The following is a 20465-nucleotide window of genomic DNA, read 5'->3' on the forward strand; positions in this document are numbered from 1 at the left end:
TCTGGTCAGATCCGGTCTAAGAGTTCGGCCGCCGTGCCCGCGAGCACGTCCGCGCCGACCGCCGCGAAGTCGGGTTCGTCCCGCTCCGCCAGCTGCCGCCACCACCCCGCCAGCCGCTCGCGGGCCGCGTCGCCGTGCACCTCGGCCAGCCGCTGCGCGGCGGCGTCCCGCTCACCGTCCACCCTGGACAGGACGGCGACGAGGCCGAACAGCTCGCCGGCGATCGCGCCGAGCGCGGTGACGGTGTGCTGGCGGGCGAACAGGTCGGCGCGGTCCGGGTGGTCCGCGACCAGGCGTTCGGTGGTCTCGTGGAGTTGGGCCAGTTGCGCCGCGGCCTCGGCCAGGTGCGCCCGGTTGAGGGCGGACAGGTCGGCGTCGAGCGCGGTCGCGGCGGGCTTCGGCGCGGGTTCGCCCCGGTCGTAGCGGCGGCCGAGGGCCAGCCTGGCGACCTGCTCGTCCAGCCGGAAGTCGATGTTGCCCGCCACCCGCAGGCCGCGGGCGTCCCGGAGCGCGCGCTCCACCGGCGACGGCGTCGCGCCGCGCCTGGCCTTGCTGGCCGCGGTCTCGAAGCCCTCGCCGCCGAGCAGCGACACCGTGCGGTCCACCGCCCGCCAACCGGCCCGCACGCACAGGTTCTTGGCGACGAACCGCTCCCACCAGCGGTCGGTGAGGCCGTCGGAGGCCAGGCTCCACCGGATCGCCGAGTCGATCGCGAACGCGTCGGCCGCGGTGGCGGCGAGCATCCGCCGGACGTGGTCGTGCGCGACCAGCTCGCGGCCGTCCACCCGTCGCCGGGCGACGAACTCGCGCGACCACTCCAGGCAGGAGCGGGCGATGGCGAGCGCGGGCGCCCCGGTGAACAGCAGCCTGCCGACCAGCGCGACCATGGCGACCGAGCCGGGCATCCCGACGCCCTCGCCCTCGACCCAGACGTGCTCGGCGGGCACGTGGACGTCGTCGAACTCCAGCCACCCGTTCGGCAGGCCCCTGCTGCCCATGAACTCCAACCGCGACCGGACCCGGAACCCCGGCGAGGCGGTGTCGAAGTAGCAGATGCCCACCCGGCGCTCGTCGCCGTCGACCACCAGCACCGACGCGCCGAGCAGGTCGGCGACCGGACCGTTGCCGATGAACAGCTTCTGCCCGCGCAGCAGGTAGCCGCGGCCGTCCGGCGTCGGGGTGGCGGTGAGGCCGGGCCGGCTGTTGTTCTGCCCGGCGGGCTCGGTGTCGGCGAACCCGGACAGCGCGCCGTCCGCCAGCCTGGCGCGCACGAAGTCCGCCAGCGGGCCCTCGGGCAGCGCCCGCAGCAGGGCCGCCGCGCCGACGCCGTTCTGCACGCCCAGCACCTGGCCGACCGGGACCGACCAGCGCGCCGCCCGCTCGATCACCCGGAACGCGCCCTGGTAGGACAGGCCGAGCCCGCCGAGCTCCTTGTCGTTGGCCAGCAGCAGCCAGCCCCGCTCGCGGAACCCGTCGACCAGGCCGTCCGGCAGCGCGCCGGTCCGGTCGACCTCGCCCGGGTCGACGACGGCGGCGACGTGCGCGCCGACCTCCTCCACCAGCGCGTCGGCCGAGCGGTCCGGTTCCGGGAACGCGCGCAGCGCGGCCCAGTCCAGCACACCGGTGTCGACGCTGTCGAAGAACGTCGGCAGCACGCCGTCAGCCATGACTCCCTTTCCGGACAAAGCGGTTCAGCTCGCGTACTCGTAGAAGCCGCGCCCGCTCTTGCGACCGAGGAAACCGCCCTCGATCATCCGCAGGAGCAGGGCGGGTGGCGCGTGCAGCGGCTCTTTCGTCTCCTCGTACATGGCGTGGCCGACAGCGGCGATCGTGTCCAGGCCGATCAGGTCGACCAGCGCGAGTGGACCCATCGGGTGGCCGCAGCCCTGCGTCATGCCCCGGTCGACGTCCTCCGCACCGGCCACACCGACCTCGACCATCCGCACGGCGGCCAGCAGGAACGGCACGAACAGCGAGTTCACCACGAACCCGGCCTGGTCCTTGGCGTGCACCACCTGCTTGCCGAGCCCGTCCACCAGGAACGCGGTGGTCCGGGCGGTGGTGGCGGCCGACGTGCGCAGCGAGGCGACCACCTCGACCAGCGGCATCACCTGGACCGGGTTGAACAGGTGCACCCCGATCACCCGGGACGGGTCGGCGGTGGCGCGGCCGAGCTTCATGATCGGGAGGGACGACGTGTTCGACGCGAGCACCGCATCGGGGTCCTCCACCACCGCGTCCAGCGTGGCGAACACCTCGACCTTCTCCGGCAGGCTCTCGGCGATCGCCTCCAGCACGAACTCGCGGTCGCGCAGGTCCTTGAGGTCGGTGGTGAACGCGACCCGGCCGAGCACGTCGACCCGCTCGGCCTCGGAGATCTTCTCCTTGCGCACCAACCGGTCCAGCGACCGGCCGAGCCGCTCCCGGCCGCGGTCGGCCGACTCCTGGCTCGACGCGGCCACCAGGACGTCCAGGCCGCGGCGCGCGCAGATCTCGGCGAAGCCCGCGCCCATCTGCCCGCAGCCGACCACGCCGACCCGCCGCACGCCGGTCGCCCCCGGGGCGGCCCCGGTCACGACGACCACCGGATCAGGCCGGTGCCGACCGACATGCCGCCGCCGAACGCGGCCAGCAGCACCAGGTCGCCGTCGGCGATCCGGCCCGACTTGACCGCGTCGTCCAGCGCCACCGGCACCGAGGCGCTGCCGACGTTGCCGTACTTCTCGACCACGCGGTGGGTGTGCGCGCTGCCGAGGCCGCAGCGCTCGACCAGGTCGTGCAGCAGCACGCCGTTGGCCTGGTGCGGCACGAAGCAGTCCACGTCGTCGGCCGTCACGCCGGTGCGGGCGAGCTGCTTCTCCAGCGCGGGAGGCACGTTGTCCATCACGAAGTCCCGCACGCCGCGCCCCTGCATGGTGAAGAAGTGCCCGCCGTCGGTGACGGTCCGCACCGTGGTCGGGTGCCGGCTGCCGCCCGCCTCGACCTTGATCAGGTCCTGGGCCTCGCCGAAGCTGCTCAGCTCGACGTCCAGGAAGCCGCGCCCGTCCGCCACCTCGCCGACCACCGCGGCGCCCGCGCCGTCGCCGAGCAGCACCGACGTGCGCCGGTCGCCGAAGTCGAGGATGCGCGAGTACACGTCGGCGCCGATCACCAGCGCGTGCGAGCCGGGCTTGGCGGTGACCAGCGCGCGGGCCAGTTCGAGGCCGTAGACGAACCCGGCGCAGACCGCGTTGATGTCCAGGCAGGCCGCGCCCTGCGCGCCGATGAGGTGCTGCACGAGGGTCGCGGTCGGCGGCTGCGGGTAGTCGCCGGTGGAGGTGGAGACGATCACGTGGTCGATCCGCTCGACCGGGATGCCCGCGTGGTCGAGGGCCCGGCGCGCGGCGTGCGCGGCCAGGTCGGACGTCGCCTCGTCGGCGGCGGCCCAGCGGCGGGTCTCGATCGCGGTCTTGCGGACGATCCACTCCGGCGGCGCGTCCGGCACCAGCCGGTGGACCTCCTCGTTGGTGACGACCCGCTCGGGCACGTAGGACCCGGTGCCCAGGATGCCGATGGCCACGGCGCTCACCTCTCGCCCAGCGCGGGTGTCATGCCGCGCAACGGGTTCAGCCGGTCCTCGCCGATCAGCGCCCGCAGCTCCGGGTCGGTGACGCCGAGCCCCGGCTCCGGCGCCATGCACAGCACCGCGACCTTCCCGATGTGCCGGTTCTCCTGCACCACGCGGGTCGCCTCGGCGACCTCGGACAGCGGGTACACCGCCGACAGCGTCGGCACCACCCGGCCGCTCTGCACCAGCCGGTTGGCCTCCCACTGCTCCTGGAGGTTCGCCACGTGGCTGCCGATCACCCGCTTGAGCTTCATCCACAGGTAGCGGTTGTCGTAGACGTGCTGGTAGCCGGTGCTGGAACCGCAGGTCACCACCACGCCGCCGCGGCGGACGACGAACACCGAGAGGCCGAACGTGGCGCGGCCGACGTGCTCGAAGACGATGTCCGGGTCGCGGCCGGCCCGGTCGCGGATGAGCGAGCCCAGCCGCTTGCCGACCTCGACCACCCGGTCCGGGTCGTCGCCGAGGTCGTCGGTCAGGCCGAACTCCTCCCGGTTGATCACGATGTCGCAGCCGAGCCTGCGCAGCACCTCGGCCTTGCGCTCGGAGCCGACGACCCCGACCGGGATGCCGCCGCCGTTCTTCACGTACTGGACCGCGTACGCGCCCAGGCCGCCGGCCGCGCCCCAGATCAGCACCACGTCGCCCTGCTTCATCCGGGCGCCGCGGTCGCTCACCAGCATCCGGTAGGCGGTGCCCGCGCACAGCGGGTTCGTCGCGGCTTCCTCCCACGTCAGGTGGCCGGGCTTGGGGATCAGCTGGCTCGCCCGCACCACCGCGTACTCGGCGAGGCCGCCGAAGTTCGTCTCGAAGCCCCAGGCGCGCTGCTCGGCGCCCATCATGCCGTCGGCGTGGGTCGCGGGCTCCTGGTCGTCCACGTAGGCCGGGCTGACCACCACGTGGTCACCCGGCTTCCAGTGCCGCACCCCGGAGCCGACCCGCGCCACCACTCCGGCGCCGTCGGAGCCGACCACGTGGTGGGGCAGGTCGTGCCGGGTCGCCCAGCCGCCCTGGCGGGCGAACTGCTTGAGGAAGCGGAACGTCGGGATCGGCTCGAACATCGCCGACCACACGGTGTTGTAGTTGACCGCGCTCGCCATCACCGCGACCAGCACCTCGTCCGGCGCCAGTTCCGGCATCGGCACCGGGCCGACGCGCAGCGACTTGCGCACGTCCTTGTCCTCGACACCGCGGAACATGTCGCAGTCCTCGACGCGGAGGTGCGCCGCCACGTAGTCGTCCGGCACCGGCGTGCGCGCGATCTCCTCGGGCGCCGCGCCGCGCAGCAACACTTCGGACAGTGAGCTCATAGCCGCCTCTCGGATTACCGGAGCACAATCAGCCCGCGGCGGCGGATGACCGCCGGTCGGGGCGCACCGGTGCGTCAGCACGGATGCGGATCGGTGCCACCGAAGCTAGCCACGGCCCCCGGGGCCGACCACCCCTCTCCGGCCCCTGTTCGGGGTCGTCGGGGGGCACAGGGGTCGGTCCGGGGTGGTGCTGGGGTTGCCGCCGTCACGCGCCGGCGGCCATATTCCGAAACGCCGGGCGACCGGTGCACGGACCACCTGACCAGCGTCACGACCGGGGGACAGATGACGGCGCAGACCTTGGCCGCGCAGACCGGATCAGCAGACCTCCAGGCCGATTTCCGAGCACCCGCCGTGCGGCTGGGCCGCCTCTTGGACCCCGGTTCCGCGACGCCCCTGCACGCGCCGGACGACAGCGGGGTGACCGCGGTGCGCGGCCGGGTCGACGGCGCGCCGGTGATCGCCTACTGCACGGACGCCACCAGGATGGGCGGCGCGCTGGGCGCGGCGGGCGCCCGCCACATCGTGACCGCGATCGACACCGCGGTGGTCGAGGGCGCGCCGGTGATCGGGCTGTGGCACTCGGGCGGCGCGAAGCTCGCCGACGGCGTCGAGTCGATGGACGGCGTCGGCCGCATGTTCGCCGCCATGACCCGGGCGTCCGGCGTGGTGCCGCAGGTCTCGCTGGTCCTGGGCCCGGCCGCCGGCGCCGCCGCGTACGGGCCGGCCCTGACCGACGTCGTCGTGATGTCCGAGGACGCGCGGCTGTTCGTGACCGGGCCGGAGGTGGTGCGCTCGGTGACCGGCGAGGTGATCGACATGGACGGCCTCGGCGGCCCGGTCGCCCACGGCCGCAAGTCGGGGGTGGCGCACCTGGTCGTCCCCACCGAGGCCGAGGCGTACCTGCGGGTCCGCCGGCTGGTCGGGTTCTTCACCCACCCCGGCGCGGTCGACCCGACGCCCGAGCCGGACCACGACCTCGCCGCCCTGCTGCCGGAGTCGGCCAGGCGCGCCTACGACGTGCACCCGGTCGTCACCGGCCTGCTGGACGACGGCGTGTTCGAGGAGCTGCAGGCCACGTGGGCGCCGAACGTGGTCGTGGGCCTCGGCCGGCTGCGCGGCCGGTCGGTCGGCGTGGTCGCGAACAACCCGCTGCGCAAGGGCGGTTGCCTGGACTCGCTGTCGGCCGAGAAGGCCGCCCGGTTCGTCCGGATGTGCGACTCCCTGGGCGTGCCCCTGGTGGTGCTGGTCGACGTGCCGGGCTACCTGCCGGGCGTCGGCCAGGAGTGGGGTGGCGTGGTCCGGCGCGGCGCGAAGCTGCTGCACGCCTTCGCCGAGTCGACCGTGCCGCGGGTGACGCTGATCCTGCGCAAGTCCTACGGCGGCGCCTACATCGCCATGAACTCCCGCTCGCTGGGCGCCACGGCGGTCTTCGCCTGGCCGGGCGCCGAGGTGGCGGTCATGGGCACCGAAGCGGCCGTCGGCATCCTGCACCGCAAGAAGCTGGCCGCCGTGGCGGAGTCGGAGCGGGAGGCGTTGCGGGCGCGGCTCGTCGAGGAGCACCAGCGCATCGCGGGCGGCGTGGACCGCGCCCTGGCGCTCGGCGTCGTGGACGAGGTCATCCCACCCGGCCAGACCCGTGCCCGGCTGGCCGGGGCGCTGGCCGACGCGCCCGCGGGTCGGGGCGGCCACTCCAACATCCCCCTGTGAGGCGACCCGTGACCGGCCACCACCTCATCGCCCTGCGCGCCCTGGTCGAACAGGCCAGGACCCACACCGCGGCCCTGCGCCGGCACTCCGCCCACCCGGCGGTCCGCCGCCTGGTCGGCGACGTCGAACGCCTGGCCGCGGACGTCGACGAAGCCGCTTCCAGCCTGCCCGTCACCGCTCGTGACCTGGACCGCGAGGTCGTCGTGGTGCCGGACACCCCGTACGACCCGGCGCTCTGGCACGGGGCGGACGACGAGGGCGTGGGTGGTCACCGCCGGCACGACGGCTGACACGCCGGCACGCGAAGCGCGCGCCCCGAACAGTACCGTCGACAGTGGACCGCCGAGCGCGGCCTCCGCCGCGAACCACGGCGGAGGCCGTCCTGTGCGACCCTGGTACCAGGACGAGTCGACGGGAAGGCGGCCAGCGTGATCATCTTCGGCTTGCGGACCAAGGTGTTCGCCCTGGCGATGCTGGCCCTGCTGTGCCCGCGGTGCGGCAACCGGTCGGCGCACCCCCTGCACAGGGCGGTCACCAAGTTCACCCTCTTCTTCGTCCCGCTGATCCCGGTGAAGACCAGGTACACCACGCAGTGCACGTTCTGCGGCCTCACCAACCGGCTGGCCAAGGACCAGGCGACGCAGCTGCTCCGGCAGGCGGACGTCCAGCGCGGGCCGTCGCAGGGCGCCACGTGGCACTAGTCCCGCCCGCGGGGTGAGGACGAGTCCGGCACGTGCACCCAGCCCTGCCTGGGCTCGGACCCGATCTGCACGTTCACGTACGGCGCGAAGGCCGACGGCGCGATCCCCTCGTAACCGTGGTGGACCACGGCCCGGTACAGGTCGTCGGAGACGACGAGCACCAGGGGTTCGGCCGTCTCCCGCAGCGCCAGCTTGAGCCGGGGCGCGTCGAGCAGGCGGCACGAGACGTCCAGCAGCTGGCCGTACTGGCCGCGCTCGTCGTAGTGCACCTCGCCCGCGTGCACCACGGCCCGCAAGCGCAGCGGCAGGTCCGGCCGGCGCGCGTTGTGCAGCGCCAGCAGGCCGCTCAGCTCGGGCACCACCGAACCCAGCAGCAGCGTCTTCGGCAACCGGTCCGACGGCCGGATGAGCACGAGCACGCCGTCACCGAGGTCCACCAGCCGGTCGATGTCGTCCTCGCCGACGCCGTGCGCCGCCATGGCGTCCAGCAGGACGTCGTACATCACCTGCCGCAGCGCCGCCTTCTCCCGGTTGCCGCGGGCCGTTGAGCCCTCCATGTCCACACCGAGCGCGATGCGGTACAGCGGGTGTCGTGCAGTCGCGTTCACCATGCCGGAAACCCTGCCCATCCCCGTTTCCCGGGAACAAGCAGTGCGCCGTCCCGCGTTTCCGGGTTCACCCCGGGGAGTCGCCGATGCCGTGCTGCCTGGCCTTCTCCACCAGCTCGTGCCGGGTGCGCACCTGCAGCTTGCCCTGGATGTCCAGCACGCGGTTGGCGACGGTCTTCGCGGTTAGTCGCATCTCGCCGGCGATCTGGGTGTTCGTCAGGCCCCTGACCGCCAGCCGCAGGGTCTTGTACTCGGCCCGGGTCAGGTTCAGCGGCAGCTCGCCGTCCGCGGCGGCCACCGGCATGGTCAGCAGGGCCCGCCCGACGCGCGGGTCGAACACCATCTTGCCCTCGGCGACGGCGCGCACCGCCTGAACCAGGGCCTTCTCCTCCTTGCGGAGGTAGCCGTGCGCGCCGGCCTTCACGGCCGCCAGGACGTGCTCCAGCTCCTCGTGCATGGACAGCACCAGCACCTTGCTCTCGGGCGCCACCTCGGCGATGCGGCGGATCACGGCGGCCCCGCACAGCACCGGGTCGGCGTCCGGGGCGAGCGGGATCCTGAGGTCCAGGACCACCACGTCGGGCAGCTCCCGCTGGGCGGACGCGACGGCGTCCTCGGCGTTGCCGGCGTCCCCCACCACGACGATGTCCGGGGCGCCCTCCAGCTCGCCCCGGACCCCCTTGAGGAAGATCGGGTGGTCATCGACCAGCAGCACCCGGTACTCGCTCTGCGTCATGTAGCGCTCCCAGCGCGTGCGCGACGCGGCGGCTGCGCCGACGCCGCGCCACCCGCGCAGCTCAAGTCATCTCGAAGGGTATGAGGGCGGTGATGCGGGTGCCGGGCGCCAGGTGGTCGACGGAGAAGTCGCCACCGAGCCCGGTGCAGCGCTCCTTCATGGACGCCAACCCGATCCCGAACGGCAGTTCCTCGGGCATCCCCCGGCCGTCGTCGGCCACGCTGACCTCCAGGGCGGAACCGTTGCGCGTCAAGGAGATCCGGCACTGCGCGGCTTCCGCGTGGCGGACGACGTTGAGCAGCGCCTCACCGGCGATGAGGAACGCGGCCCGGGCCACGGCGGGCGGCACGTCGTCGAGCCTGCCGGTCGCGGTCACGTGCACCTCCACGTCGTCGGCGAAGCTCTCCGCGCGCCGGCGGACCGCCTGGGCCAGGTTCGGCCCGAGGTCGAGCGCGCGGGCGTTGCGCACGACCTGCCGCACGGTGCCGGTGAGCGCTTCCAGGTCCTCCACGGCCTCCTCGATCAGCGCGCGGGCGCGGGAGCCGGTCTGGTCCAGCGTCCGCAGCGCCACGCCCATCTGCTTGCCGATGCCCACCACGCTCGGTCCGATGTAGTCGTGCAGGTCGTTGCCGATCCGGCGCAGCTCCTCCCGCCGCTCGCGCTCGAACCGGGCGTCGGCCTCGTCCAGGGCCAGGGCCATCCGCGCCGAGTGCACCGCCGGGGCGGCCTGGCCCGCCATGTCCTCCAGCAGCCTGACGTCCCGCCGGCCGAGCGCTTCGCCCCTCGACCGGGCCTCGGCCACGAGCAGCCCGATCCTGCGGCCCTGGTGCTTGAGCACCACCGAGTGCCTGGCCGACCCGGTCGCCGCGCCGTGCACGGCCGACGGCTCGGAGTCGGGCAGGTCCAGGTGCACGGCCACGTACGGCAGCTTCAACCCCTTGCCGACCCACGTCACCACGGCGGGCAGCAGCTCGTGCCGGCGCATCGGGTGCGCGAGCGTGCGGCCGAGTTCGACCAGCGCCCCGTAGGGATCGGACCGCGCGCCGTACAGCGCGCGGTTCACCCCGCGCAGCAGCACCTTGTACAGGGGCGCGAGCGACGCGACGACCACGACGGTGGCGATCACGTTCTCGTCGGTGGGCGCCTTCATCGTGGTGACCAGGACGACGGCGGAGTACACGCCGATCAGCAGCGCGCCCAGGAACCCGTACAGCAGGGTGCGGTGCAGGATCAGCTCGATGTCGTACAGGCCGTAGCGCATGATCGCGATCACCACGGCCACCGGGAACGCCGCCGCCGCGGCCAGCCAGGCGCCCCACGCCTCCCCGAACGCCAGCTCCAGCCCCAGCGCGGGCACGAAGACGACCGAACCAGCCAGCACCCACCACACGCCGCGGCGTTGGGCTCCTCGTGGCGCCCTCCACCCGCGGACCACCAGCGACGCCATCGCGGCGCACAGGGCCGCCACGAACGCGGCGAACCCGACCGCCGCCACCGCCACCGGCACACCCCTCCGCGCGGTGCCGGTGAAGACCTGCTGCCAGAACGAGGCCGGGTCGCCCCAGGCCGCCCACCCGATGCCGATGACGGGCAGGAGCACGCCGAGCGCCGCGACCCCGACGGCGGCCCACCAGCGCCGACCGGGTGGGCGGCCCGTGGGGAACAGCAGGAGCACGACCGGCAGCAGCGAGTAGGTCGGCCACCACGCCCACGCGCCGACCCACGCCAACCAGCGCTGGTCGGGCAGCACGGTCGCGCCGACCGCCAGCGCGCCGCTCACGCCCGTCGCGAGCAGGCACCACCCCACCGGGTTGCGCTGGGCGTGCGCGACGACCCGCTCCCCCAGCAGGCAGTACACGACGGCGATGAACCAGCTGTGCGGGTGCGACGGCGCGGCGGCCCCGCCGACGCGCAGCGCCACCGCCGCCGCGACCAGGCCGACCGCGCCGACCGCGAGCAGCCGCGCGAGGAGCGCCACCCGGCCGCGCCGCCGCTCCTCCCGCTCCTCCAACGCTCTCTCCACGACACGTCCCCCCGCTCCGAGCCTGCGAACCCCGCCCCCGCCCGACCTCACGACGTGCCGTTGAGCCAGTGCCAGAAGTTGTGGCACGGCGATCCCTCGTCGTGCGCCACCACGTCCCGGTAGACGAACTCGACCGCGCCCGGCACCTCCGCCCCGTCGACGGGCAGGGCCGTCCCGCCGTCGTCGCCCGCGACGTGCGAGTGCCGGTGCACCTCGATGCCCACCTCCCCCTTGGCGGTGCTCAGCGCCGCGCGCATCGTCTCCAGGTCCGGCAGCAGCCCGGCCCCGACCAGCGCCCCGTACCGGGACTCGAACCAGACCAGCCCTTCGGCGACGCGTTCCGGGCCGACCGGCGCGGCGGTGGCGTGGGCGCCGGTGAAGTGCGGGTTGCCCACCGGCGCGAGCGCCGCGTAGAGGCGGAACACCCCGTACCACTCGGCCAGGTCCCCCAGGACGGGGTGCGAGAGCTGTCCTCGGTCTTCGGTGGGTGCGGTCATCGACTCTTCCTCCGGTTCACTGGTGTCCTCGTGCAGCCTGTCGAGCCCGGCGTCCCGGGAACCAGGGGCGGCCGTCCCGGATTTCCGGGCGGCGCGACACGCGAATCCGACACGTCCGGACGAGGGGTTGTGAATGCGTGCGCCGATCACCGCAATCGGCGCACCTCTCCGGACCACTGGGGCTCGATACAGCCACATGATGGCCACGATCCACCGTCTTGGCAACCGCGAAAGCACCCTGCCGCAGGCCCATTACCAGCGCAAACAGCAACGAACAAGGTCAGTTGACGCAGAACGCCGGAGAACTGCTCAGCAGTCCGCTTCACCTTCACAGCGAAGAACAGCGGCGTTCCGAGCGCCCTCCGGGAGGACTTCTCCGGAAACGGTGAATTGCGGCGCGCCACTCGGCGGGATTGCCGTCCGCGTCGCCGGCCGACCGGCCGCGGCGGTCCCGGGACCCGGTGACCGGTGCGGCGGACGAGTGCTCAGCGGGGACGAGCGGTCCGAGGTGGACGGTGGGTGACCAGTGGAGCCGATCACCTCTGCCGAACTTCCGGCGCGCCGTGATCATCCCGGCTGCCCGGCCGGTCGGCCGGAGGTAGCTTGCGAGGCATGGAGTTCGCCGTCCACATCACGACTTCCGCCTCCGGCCGCCGGCAGGGGGCGGCGCCGACGGAGGTCGACCCGGGAGCGCTGTGCTGGTGGTGCGGGCTGGCCGTCGACCCCCGGTGGCCGACCACCCACCCGGCCGCGCCCCTCGTCGTCGCGACGACGCCGCCGTCCACGGGAACGTGGCCGGAGCACCGGTTCTGCGCCGACCCGGTCAACCGGCGGTTCGACCGGGAGGACCCGGACGCCTCGGCGCCGGTGCGCCGCGCGCGCTTGGCGTTCGCCGTGCGGCTCGCGGGGGCGGACGACCTCACACGGGCGCGCGAGTGGCGGCGGTTCCAGCGGGGTGGCGATCCGGTGCGGACGCGGGTCGCGCACCTGCGCTCGCTGCTGCGCCTCGGTGTCCGCCCGCGGGCGGCCGACCTCGTCGCCGCGGCCGGCGGACCGCTGACCCGTCGGCTGTACCTGACGCGGGTCAACCGGTGGTCGCGTCGGGCGGAGCGGACCTGCTCGCCCTGAAACCCTCCAGTGATCAACGCCGCAGAGCGCCCGCCACAGGTGTGAAATCCGCGCTAGGTGGGCACCCGGTCCTCGTAACGATCACGCCGCGTCGCAGGAGACGGCGTGGCACGAGGACAAGGAAGCACTGACTGTGGGCATCCTGGGTTGGATCGTTCTGGGCCTGATCGCCGGCGCCATCGCCAAGGCCATCATGCCGGGCAAGGACCCCGGCGGCATCGTCATCACCATGCTGCTGGGCATCGTCGGCGCGATCATCGGTGGTTTCATCGGCCGCGCGATCTTCGGCTCCGACATCGGCAGCTTCTTCGACCTGAGCACCTGGCTGCTGGCCATCCTCGGCTCGCTGGTCGTGCTCGGCATCTACCACGTCGTCACCAAGCGGGGCCACCGCGCACACAGCTGACGCACACCACTACGTCACTCGGCCCGCCGGTCCCCCCGGCGGGCCGACGCGTGCGCGTGCCCGGTCACCCCGGGCTCAGGCCGGCGGGCGGCGCAGCGGCACGACCAGCCGCTCGGCCAGCCGTTCGAAGCCGATCCCGAACGTCTCGCGCACCACCACGCCGCCGGGCCCGAGGTCGAAGGTGGCCAGTTCGGTGTAGACGCGGGACACGCAGGCCAGGCCGGTCAGCGGATAGGTGCACTCGGGCACCAGCTTCGGCGTGCCGTCCCGGCCGAACAGGGTCATCATCACGAACACCTGCTTGGCGCCGGTCGCCAGGTCCATCGCGCCACCGACCGCCGGCACCGCGTCCGGGGCGCCGGTGTGCCAGTTGGCCAGGTCGCCGGTGGCCGAGACCTGGAACGCGCCCATGACGCAGACGTCGAGGTGACCGCCGCGCATCATCGCGAACGAGTCGGCGTGGTGGAAGTAGGCCGCGCCCGGCAGTTCGGTGACCGGGACCTTCCCGGCGTTGATCAGGTCGGGGTCGACCTCGTCGCCGACGGCGGCCGGTCCCATGTTCAACATGCCGTTCTCGGTGTGCAGCACGATCCCCGAGCCGGGCGGCAGGTGGTCGGCGACCAGCGTCGGCCGGCCGATGCCGAGGTTGACGAACGAGCCCGGCGGGATGTCGCGGGCCACCAGGGCGGCCAACTGGTGCTCGGTCAGCGGTTCACCCGTGCCGTCCAGGCTCATGCGGCCACCACCCTGTTGACGTAGATGCCCGGCGTCACGACGGTTTCCGGGTCCAGCTCGCCGATCTCGACGATCTCGCGGACCTGCGCGATCGTCGTGGTCGCGGCGGTGGCCATGACCGGGCCGAAGTTGCGGGCGGTCCGGCGGTAGACGAGGTTGCCCATCCGGTCCGCGCGGTGCGCGGCGATCAGCGCCACGTCACCGGCGATGGGGTGCTCCAGGACGTGGGTGCGGCCGTTGATCTCCCGCGTCTCCTTGCCCTCCGCCAACGGCGTGCCGACGCCGGTGGGGCAGTAGAACGCGCCGATCCCCGCCCCCGCCGCGCGCATCCGCTCGGCGAGGTTGCCCTGGGGCACCAGCTCCAGCTCGATCTCGCCCGCCCGGTACAGGCCGTCGAAGACCCACGAGTCGGACTGCCGGGGGAACGAGCACACCACCTTGCGGACCCGGCGCGCGGCGAGCAGGGCGGCGAGCCCGGTGTCACCGTTGCCCGCGTTGTTGGAGACGACCGTGAGGTCGGTGGCGCCCTGGTCGATCAGGGCCTCGACGAGCGCGACCGGCATCCCCGCCAAGCCGAAGCCGCCGACCAGCACCGTGCTGCCGTCCTCGATCCCCGAGACGGCCTCGGCCGCGGAGCCGCAGATCGTGGTCATCGGCCGGCGCCTCGCGCGGAGACGTTCTCCAGCACGACCGCCAGCCCCTGCCCGACGCCGATGCAGATCGCCGCGACGCCCCACCGGTCGCCGGTCTCGCGCAACCGGTGCGCCAGGGTCCCGAGGACCCGCGCGCCGGAAGCGCCCAGGGGGTGGCCGATCGCGATGGCGCCGCCCTTGGCGTTGACGACCTCCGGATCGGTCAGGCCCCGGCGGAGCCAGGCGTCCACGCACACGACCGACTGCACGGCGAACGCCTCGTTCAGCTCCACCGCGCCGACCTGGTCCCAGGTGACGCCCGCCCGCGCCAGGGCGAGGTCGGCCGCTTCGACCGGCGCGTACCCGAAGCGCCGCGGGTCCAGCGCGAACGCGCCCCGACCGGCGATCCGGGCCAGCGGGTCGATCCCGAGCGGGGCGGTCCCGCTCCCGATGAGCAGGGCGGCGGCGCCGTCGTTGAGCGGCGAGGCGTTGCCGGCGGTGATCGTGCCGCCGGACCGGAAGGACGGCTTGAGCTTCGCCAGCCCCTCGGCGGTCGACCCCGGCCGGATACCCTCGTCGCGGGTCACCTCACCGGCCGAACCGGTGACGGGAACGACCAGGTCGTCGTAGAACCCGGCCTCCCACGCCGCGTGCGCGGTGCGGTGGGAGCGGGCGGCGAACTCGTCCTGCCGCTCGCGGTCGACGCCGAACTCCTCGGCCAACAGCTCGTTGCACTCCCCCAGCCCGGTGGTCCACTCCGCGGGCATCCGGTCGTTCACCAGCCGCCAGCCCAGCGTGGTGGAGGGCGCGGCGAGGTCGCCCACCGGGAACGCCCGCGACGGCTTGGGCAGCACCCAGGGCGCCCTGGTCATCGACTCGACCCCGCCCGCGACCACCACGTCGGCGTCACCGGACTCGACCGCGCGGGACGCCGCCATGGCCGCGTCCAGCGACGAGCCGCACAGCCGGTTCACCGTCGTGGCGGGCACCGAGACCGGCAGCCCGGCCAGCAGCACCGCCATCCGCCCGACGTTGCGGTTGTCCTCGCCGGCCTGGTTGGCGCACCCCCAGACCACGTCCCCGATCCGGGCCCGGTCCAGGGACGGCGCCTTGTCCAGGACCGCCAGGAGCGCCGTCGCGGCCAGGTCGTCCGGCCGGTGCTCGGCGAGCGCGCCGCCGAACCGCCCGAAGGGGGTCCGCGCTGCCGCGTACAGGAACGAGTCGGTCATGCGCCCGACCGTAGGCACTCGGAACGATCGTGTCCAAGTCTCGGTTCCTATCAACTGATAAGCCAGGCCGATAAGATCGGCCTTCATGGAACTGCGGACGGTCCGGTACTTCCTCGCCCTGGTCGAGGAGCGGCACTTCGGCCGGGCCGCCGCGCGCTGCCACATCGCCCAGCCGGCGCTCTCCCAGCAGGTCAAGCAGCTGGAGGCCGAACTGGGCGCGCGGCTGTTCGAGCGCTCGACCCGGCGGGTCGAGGTCACCGAGGCGGGCGAGCGGTTCGCCGAGCACGCCCGCCGGATCGCGGACGCCGTCGACCGCGCCGTGGACGAGATGGCCGCGCTCGCCGGCGGCTCGACGGGCCGGGTGTCGGTCGGCTTCGTCGGCACGGCGACCTACGACGTGCTGCCCCGCCTCTCCCACCTCGTCCGCACCCGCCACCCCGGTATCGACCTGCGCGTGCGCGGCGAACTGCTCACCCCCGAACTGCTCGGCGGGCTCGAAGCGGGCGAGTACGACCTGGCGCTCGTGCGGCCGTCCGCCCACGACCGCCCCTCGATCGCCCACGACCGGCTCCGCTCGGAACACCTCGTGGCCGTCCTGCCCGAGACGCACCCGCGGGCCGGGCAGCGGGACGTGGACCTCGCCGACCTCGCGCGGGAGACGTTCGTGGTCCACCCGTCGGGCGAGCGGTCGGCGATGCACCGCTGCGTGCTGGACGCGTGCTCGCGCGCGGGCTTCGAGCCGAAGGTGCGCGAGGTCGGTGAGACCGCGACCCTCGCCGTCCTCGTCGCGGCGGGCGTCGGCGTGGCGCTGGTGCCCGAACCGGTCCGCAGCCTGGGCCTGCGCGGCGTGTCCTACGTGCCGCTGCGCGTTCCGGTGACCATCGACCTGCTGCTGGCCCGTTCGGCGGAGCGCGGCACGCCTGCCGTCGAGCGGGTCGCGCGGCTCATCAGGACCGCGACGTCGGACGCGCCCGACCCGTGAGCACGGCTCAGGGGGTGTGCCGGATCGCCACCAGGGCGATGTCGTCGGTGGCGGGCCGGTCGCCGACCAGGGTGGCCATGACCCGGACGCAGGCCGCTTCCGGCGTGACCGGGGCCACCGCCTGCCGCAGCATCTCCAGCTGCTCGTCCAGGTCCAGTCCCCGGCGCTCCACCAGCCCGTCGGTGTACAGCGCGACCAGCGCGCCGGGCGGCAGGTCGACGCGGGTGGCCCGGCGGCCGGTGATGCCGAGGTCGTAGCCGATCGGCGGGCCGAGCGGGGCGTCGACGAACGCGGTCCCCCGGTCGGGCAGGGCGAGCACGGGCGGCAGGTGGCCGGCCAGCGCCAGGTCCATCCGCGACGTCGTCCTGTCGATGACCGCGTAGGCGACCGTGGCCATGGTGTGCGCCTCGAAGTGGCTGGCCTTGCGGTCGAGCTTGCCGAGCACGTCCGCCGGGTCGGCGAACTCCAGGGCGTAGGCGCGCAGCGCGCTGCGCAGCCGTCCCATGACGATCGCGGCCGGCAGCCCGTTGCCCACCACGTCGCCGATGACCAGGCCGATGCGGTCGCCGGGCAGGGTGAACACGTCGTACCAGTCGCCGCCGACCCCGCTGTCGGTGCCGGGGACGTACCGGGCCGCCACCTCCCAACCCGGAGCGGTGGGCAGGCGCCCGGGCAGCAGGCTGTCCTGGAGCGTGGCGGCGGCCGCGCGCTCGGACCGCGACCGGTGCACGTGCGCCGCCATCGCGAGCCGGTCGGCCACCAGCCGCAGCAGCTCGACCTCCTCGTCGCCGAACCGGCGGGCCGTGGTGCTGCCGACGTGCAGGACGCCGACCAGGTCGCCCTGGGCCACCATCGGCACGCCCAGCATGGCGCGCAGCCCCCGCTCCCACAGCAGGGGGTTGATCACCGTCGACTCGTCCACGTGGTCGAGCTTCACGGGTTCGCGCAGCCGGGCCACCCGGCCGGCGAAGCCGGTGCCCACCGGGATGCGGGTGCCCTGGAAGACCTCTTCCTCCAGGCCGTAGGTCGCCTTGGCCACCAGGTGCTCACCGCTGGGGTCGGACAGCAGGACGGTGGCGGTGTCCACCACCAACAGGTCCTTGACCTGCCACAACAGCACCTCGAAGAGCTTGTCGAGGTCCAGTTCGCGCAGCGTGCTGTCGGTGACCGCCTCCAACACCCGCAGCCGCGTCTCCGCGCTCCGCGCACCGCTCATCCGCCAACCCCGTCCAAGCCCCGACCGTTCACGCGGAGTGGACGGCACGAATACCCACGGGTGCCACACAGCCGACGTCCGAAAACACCAGCCTACCCCGCAACGGTAGTGCGCCGAACGAACCAACTCCACCCGCCGCGCCGGGCCGGGCGACGATCGGCGTCTCGGAAACCGCGATCAGGCGGGCCGGTCCCGAGTACTTTGACCGCGTGGCAACTGTTTCCGCGCTCGTGTCGTACCCGGTCAAGGGTTGTGGCGGGGTCGCCGTGGAACGGGCCGAGGTCACCACGACCGGCCTGCCCGACGACCGGCTGTTCGCGCCGGTCGGGCCGGACGGCGGGATCGTCTGGCAGGGCGAGGCGCCCCGGCTGGCCGCGGTCCGGGCGCGGTTGCTGGACTCGGGGGCGAAGCTGGCGCTGAGCGCGCCCGGCGCCGGTGAGCTGGTGCTGGACGTGACCGAGGACGGGCCGGGCCGACCGGTGGCGGTGGAGAAGTGGCCGGGGTCCGGGGTCGACCAGGGCGACGAGGTGGCGGGGTGGCTGTCCGACGCGATCCGCAAGCCCGTTCGCCTGGTCCGCGAGCCCGCGCGGGCGAACCGGGCCCGCGGCGGGTCCGACCCGACCGCGCTGCTGGTCCTCTCGCTGTCCACGCTGGAAGACCTGAACGCGCGGATCGCGGCGCGCGGCGCGGAGCCGGTGCCGATGGACCGGTTCCGGCCCAACGTCGTGATCAGCGGCTGGCCCGAGCCGCACACCGAGGACCGGGTGGCCCGGATGGCGGTCGGCGGCGTCGAGGTCGGCTTCGGCGAGCGGGCCATCCGCTGCGCGGTCACCCTGGTGGACCAGACGACCGGGGTGCGCGTCGGCCCGGAGCCGCTGCGCACCCTGGCCGACTACCGCCGCGAACCCGGCGGCGTGAGCTTCGGCCTGAAGGCGGCCGTGCTCGCCCCCGGCCACGTCGCCGTGGGCGACGAGGTCACCGTCACCGCGTGGCGGTGACGACGCCGAGCGCCTTCCCGGCACCTCGACGTCCGGCGGTGCGCCACGCGGTGGGCCGGCACCGCGCCCGCCCTCGGGGCCGGGGCCCCGGCCCGACCGAGGTGTCATCCCGCCGGACTGCCTCTACGGTGGCAGGAGCAGGTGTGCCCGCGGTGTGGAGGATCTTCGTGGCTCAGACGGTTCGCGGTGTGGTGGCCAGGGGCAAGGGCGCCCCGGTCGAGGTGGTGGACGTGGTCGTCCCCGACCCCGGACCGGGCGAGGCGGTGGTGCGGGTGCAGGCGTGCGGCGTGTGCCACACCGACCTGCACTACCGGGAGGGCGGCATCAACGACGAGTTCCCGTTCCTGCTCGGCCACGAGGCCGCCGGGGTCGTGGAGCAGGTCGGCGAGGGCGTCACCGACGTCGCGCCGGGCGACTTCGTGGTGCTGAACTGGCGCGCCGTGTGCGGCGCCTGCCGGGCCTGCCGCAAGGGCAAGCCCTGGTACTGCTTCAACACCCACAACGCGTCCCAGCCCATGACGCTCGCCGACGGCACGCCGCTCTCGCCCGCGCTGGGCATCGGCGCGTTCGCCGAGAAGACCCTCGTGCACGCGGGCCAGTGCACCAAGGTCGACCCGAACGCCTCCCCCGCCGTCGCCGGGCTGCTCGGCTGCGGCGTGATGGCCGGTTTCGGGGCCGCGGTCAACACGGGCAACGTCGGTCGCGGCGACAGCGTCGCCGTCATCGGCTGCGGCGGCGTCGGCTCGGCGGCCGTCGCGGGCGCGCGGATCGCCGGCGCGACCACGATCATCGCGATCGACCTCGACCCGCGGAAGCTGGAGTGGGCCCGCGGCCTGGGCGCGACGCACACCGTGGACGCCGGGTCCGACGACGTGGTCGCCAGGGTGAAGGAGCTGACCGGCGGTTTCGGCGCCGACGTCGTGATCGACGCGGTGGGCCGGCCGGAGACCTGGCAGCAGGCGTTCTACGCCCGCGACCTGGCCGGCACCGTCGTGCTGGTCGGCGTGCCGACCCCGGAGATGCGGCTGGAGATGCCGCTGATCGACCTGTTCTCGCACGGCGGCGCGCTCAAGTCCTCCTGGTACGGCGACTGCCTGCCGTCCCGCGACTTCCCGTACCTGATCGACCTGCACCGGCAGGGCCGGCTGGACCTCGACGCGTTCGTCACCGAGACCATCGCGCTCGACCAGGTCGAGGGGGCGTTCGCCAAGATGCACCACGGCGACGTGCTGCGCTCGGTGGTGCTGTTCTGATGGCCCGCGTCGACCACACCACGACCAGCGGCACGTTCAGCCTCGACGGGCAGACCTTCGACGTCGACAACAACGTCTGGGTGATCGGCGACGACGCCGAGTGCGTCGTCATCGACGCGCCCCACGACGTCGACGCCATCCTGGAGGTCGTGGCGGGCCGCGCGGTGCGGGCGATCCTCGCCACCCACGCCCACGACGACCACGTCCGCGTCGCGCCCGCCCTGGCCGACGCCACCGGCGCGCCCGTCCTGCTGCACCCCGACGACCTGGTGCTGTGGGACCTCACCCACCCCGACCGCGAGCCGGACGGCGAGCTGGCCGACGGGCAGGTGGTCGAGGTCGCGGGCACGGAGCTGCACGTCCTGCACACACCGGGCCACGCCCCCGGCGCGTGCTGCTTCCACGTCCCGGACCTCAACGCGGTGTTCACCGGCGACACCCTGTTCCAGGGCGGCCCCGGCGCCACCGGCCGGTCCCACTCCGACCACGGGACCATCGTCCGCTCGATCACCACGCGGCTGCTGGTCCTGCCGCCCGACACCGTCGTCCACACCGGCCACGGCGCGGACACCACGATCGGGGCCGAGGCAGCGGCCCTCCGCTGATCGGGGCGCGGGCGCGGCCGGTTAAGTCGATTGCGGTCCGCCCGGCCGGTGTCCCACGATGCACCCACCAACGGACGAGCGGGGGACGG

General features: G+C 73.9%; 21 protein-coding genes. 9 read left to right on the forward strand and 12 right to left on the reverse strand.

Annotation, left to right across the window (positions count from 1 at the left end):
- Positions 1–5 precede the first annotated feature (5 nt).
- From AB0F89_RS30410 to ccrA, 4 genes are read right to left on the reverse strand one after another with little or no spacing between them, the layout of a single operon-like run.
- A complete protein-coding gene (locus tag AB0F89_RS30410; RefSeq protein WP_367129079.1) occupies positions 6–1667 on the reverse strand; it encodes an acyl-CoA dehydrogenase family protein in 1662 nt (553 codons plus the stop codon).
- Between the two features lie 24 nt (positions 1668–1691).
- The gene (locus AB0F89_RS30415) at positions 1692–2576 is read right to left on the reverse strand and encodes a 3-hydroxybutyryl-CoA dehydrogenase (protein WP_367129080.1); all 885 of its coding nucleotides are present in this window, start codon (positions 2574–2576) and stop codon (positions 1692–1694) included.
- Positions 2573–3559: a 3-oxoacyl-ACP synthase III family protein gene (locus AB0F89_RS30420; RefSeq protein WP_367129081.1), complete on the reverse strand. Its 987-nt coding sequence runs from the start codon at positions 3557–3559 to the stop codon at positions 2573–2575. The genes AB0F89_RS30415 and AB0F89_RS30420 overlap by 4 nt, the downstream gene beginning before the upstream one ends.
- Positions 3560–3564: 5 nt before the next feature.
- Complete coding sequence (gene ccrA, locus AB0F89_RS30425; protein ID WP_367129082.1) at positions 3565–4917, reverse strand: crotonyl-CoA carboxylase/reductase; 1353 nt, start codon at positions 4915–4917, stop codon at positions 3565–3567.
- A 285-nt stretch (positions 4918–5202) separates the two neighbouring features.
- Between ccrA and AB0F89_RS30430 the strand changes: the two genes are divergently transcribed.
- The 3 genes from AB0F89_RS30430 to AB0F89_RS30440 all read left to right on the forward strand — a co-directional run bounded on the left by AB0F89_RS30430 (position 5203) and on the right by AB0F89_RS30440 (position 7328).
- Positions 5203–6627 (forward strand): acyl-CoA carboxylase subunit beta, encoded by a 1425-nt coding sequence (locus AB0F89_RS30430; RefSeq protein WP_367129083.1) that lies wholly within the window; start codon positions 5203–5205, stop codon positions 6625–6627.
- Between the two features lie 26 nt (positions 6628–6653).
- Positions 6654–6917: a hypothetical protein gene (locus tag AB0F89_RS30435; RefSeq protein ID WP_367139053.1), complete on the forward strand. Its 264-nt coding sequence runs from the start codon at positions 6654–6656 to the stop codon at positions 6915–6917.
- A 138-nt stretch (positions 6918–7055) separates the two neighbouring features.
- Positions 7056–7328, forward strand: a complete 273-nt coding sequence (locus tag AB0F89_RS30440) for a zinc-ribbon domain-containing protein (protein ID WP_367129084.1) — start codon at positions 7056–7058, stop codon at positions 7326–7328.
- On the opposite strand, the gene AB0F89_RS30445 is transcribed toward AB0F89_RS30440, so the two are convergent.
- The 4 genes from AB0F89_RS30445 to AB0F89_RS30460 all read right to left on the reverse strand — a co-directional run bounded on the left by AB0F89_RS30445 (position 7325) and on the right by AB0F89_RS30460 (position 11192).
- On the reverse strand, positions 7325–7939 hold the full coding sequence (locus AB0F89_RS30445; protein ID WP_367129085.1) for a hypothetical protein: 615 nt from the start codon (positions 7937–7939) through the stop codon (positions 7325–7327). The two genes, AB0F89_RS30440 and AB0F89_RS30445, sit on opposite strands and share 4 nt — an antisense overlap.
- Positions 7940–8003: 64 nt before the next feature.
- Entirely contained in the window at positions 8004–8672 is a 669-nt protein-coding gene (locus tag AB0F89_RS30450) for a response regulator (RefSeq protein WP_367129086.1), read from the reverse strand.
- Positions 8673–8733: 61 nt separating this feature from the next.
- Positions 8734–10695: a sensor histidine kinase gene (locus tag AB0F89_RS30455; protein WP_367129087.1), complete on the reverse strand. Its 1962-nt coding sequence runs from the start codon at positions 10693–10695 to the stop codon at positions 8734–8736.
- Positions 10696–10742: 47 nt separating this feature from the next.
- A complete protein-coding gene (locus AB0F89_RS30460; protein WP_367129088.1) occupies positions 10743–11192 on the reverse strand; it encodes a hypothetical protein in 450 nt (149 codons plus the stop codon).
- Positions 11193–11804: 612 nt separating this feature from the next.
- Here AB0F89_RS30460 and AB0F89_RS30465 point away from each other — a divergent pair.
- Entirely contained in the window at positions 11805–12320 is a 516-nt protein-coding gene (locus tag AB0F89_RS30465) for a hypothetical protein (protein ID WP_367129089.1), read from the forward strand.
- A 133-nt stretch (positions 12321–12453) separates the two neighbouring features.
- Positions 12454–12726 (forward strand): GlsB/YeaQ/YmgE family stress response membrane protein, encoded by a 273-nt coding sequence (locus AB0F89_RS30470; protein ID WP_367129090.1) that lies wholly within the window; start codon positions 12454–12456, stop codon positions 12724–12726.
- Positions 12727–12801: 75 nt separating this feature from the next.
- On the opposite strand, the gene AB0F89_RS30475 is transcribed toward AB0F89_RS30470, so the two are convergent.
- Genes AB0F89_RS30475 through AB0F89_RS30485 form a run of 3 tightly spaced genes read right to left on the reverse strand, consistent with a single transcriptional unit; the run spans position 12802 to position 15322 of the window.
- Complete coding sequence (locus tag AB0F89_RS30475; protein ID WP_367129091.1) at positions 12802–13461, reverse strand: 3-oxoacid CoA-transferase subunit B; 660 nt, start codon at positions 13459–13461, stop codon at positions 12802–12804.
- The gene (locus AB0F89_RS30480) at positions 13458–14114 is read right to left on the reverse strand and encodes a 3-oxoacid CoA-transferase subunit A (protein WP_367129092.1); all 657 of its coding nucleotides are present in this window, start codon (positions 14112–14114) and stop codon (positions 13458–13460) included. Before AB0F89_RS30480 ends, AB0F89_RS30475 begins: the two co-directional genes overlap by 4 nt.
- Positions 14111–15322: an acetyl-CoA C-acyltransferase gene (locus AB0F89_RS30485; RefSeq protein ID WP_367129093.1), complete on the reverse strand. Its 1212-nt coding sequence runs from the start codon at positions 15320–15322 to the stop codon at positions 14111–14113. The genes AB0F89_RS30480 and AB0F89_RS30485 overlap by 4 nt, the downstream gene beginning before the upstream one ends.
- Positions 15323–15407: 85 nt before the next feature.
- Here AB0F89_RS30485 and AB0F89_RS30490 point away from each other — a divergent pair, with 85 nt between their 5' ends.
- The gene (locus tag AB0F89_RS30490) at positions 15408–16304 is read left to right on the forward strand and encodes a LysR substrate-binding domain-containing protein (protein WP_367129094.1); all 897 of its coding nucleotides are present in this window, start codon (positions 15408–15410) and stop codon (positions 16302–16304) included.
- Positions 16305–16311: 7 nt separating this feature from the next.
- On the opposite strand, the gene AB0F89_RS30495 is transcribed toward AB0F89_RS30490, so the two are convergent.
- A complete protein-coding gene (locus tag AB0F89_RS30495; RefSeq protein WP_367129095.1) occupies positions 16312–17520 on the reverse strand; it encodes a PP2C family protein-serine/threonine phosphatase in 1209 nt (402 codons plus the stop codon).
- Positions 17521–17729: 209 nt separating this feature from the next.
- Here AB0F89_RS30495 and AB0F89_RS30500 point away from each other — a divergent pair, with 209 nt between their 5' ends.
- The 3 genes from AB0F89_RS30500 to AB0F89_RS30510 all read left to right on the forward strand — a co-directional run bounded on the left by AB0F89_RS30500 (position 17730) and on the right by AB0F89_RS30510 (position 20376).
- Positions 17730–18518, forward strand: coding sequence for an MOSC domain-containing protein (locus AB0F89_RS30500; protein ID WP_367129096.1), 789 nt, complete (start codon positions 17730–17732; stop codon positions 18516–18518).
- Between the two features lie 167 nt (positions 18519–18685).
- Positions 18686–19771 carry an S-(hydroxymethyl)mycothiol dehydrogenase gene (locus AB0F89_RS30505; protein ID WP_367129098.1) on the forward strand — a complete coding sequence of 362 codons (1086 nt, stop codon included), beginning with the start codon at positions 18686–18688 and terminating at the stop codon, positions 19769–19771.
- The gene (locus AB0F89_RS30510) at positions 19771–20376 is read left to right on the forward strand and encodes an MBL fold metallo-hydrolase (protein WP_367129099.1); all 606 of its coding nucleotides are present in this window, start codon (positions 19771–19773) and stop codon (positions 20374–20376) included. The genes AB0F89_RS30505 and AB0F89_RS30510 overlap by 1 nt, the downstream gene beginning before the upstream one ends.
- The last annotated feature ends 89 nt before the right edge of the window (positions 20377–20465 follow it).

This window comes from Saccharothrix sp. HUAS TT1 (assembly GCF_040744945.1).
Classification (GTDB): domain Bacteria; phylum Actinomycetota; class Actinomycetes; order Mycobacteriales; family Pseudonocardiaceae; genus Actinosynnema.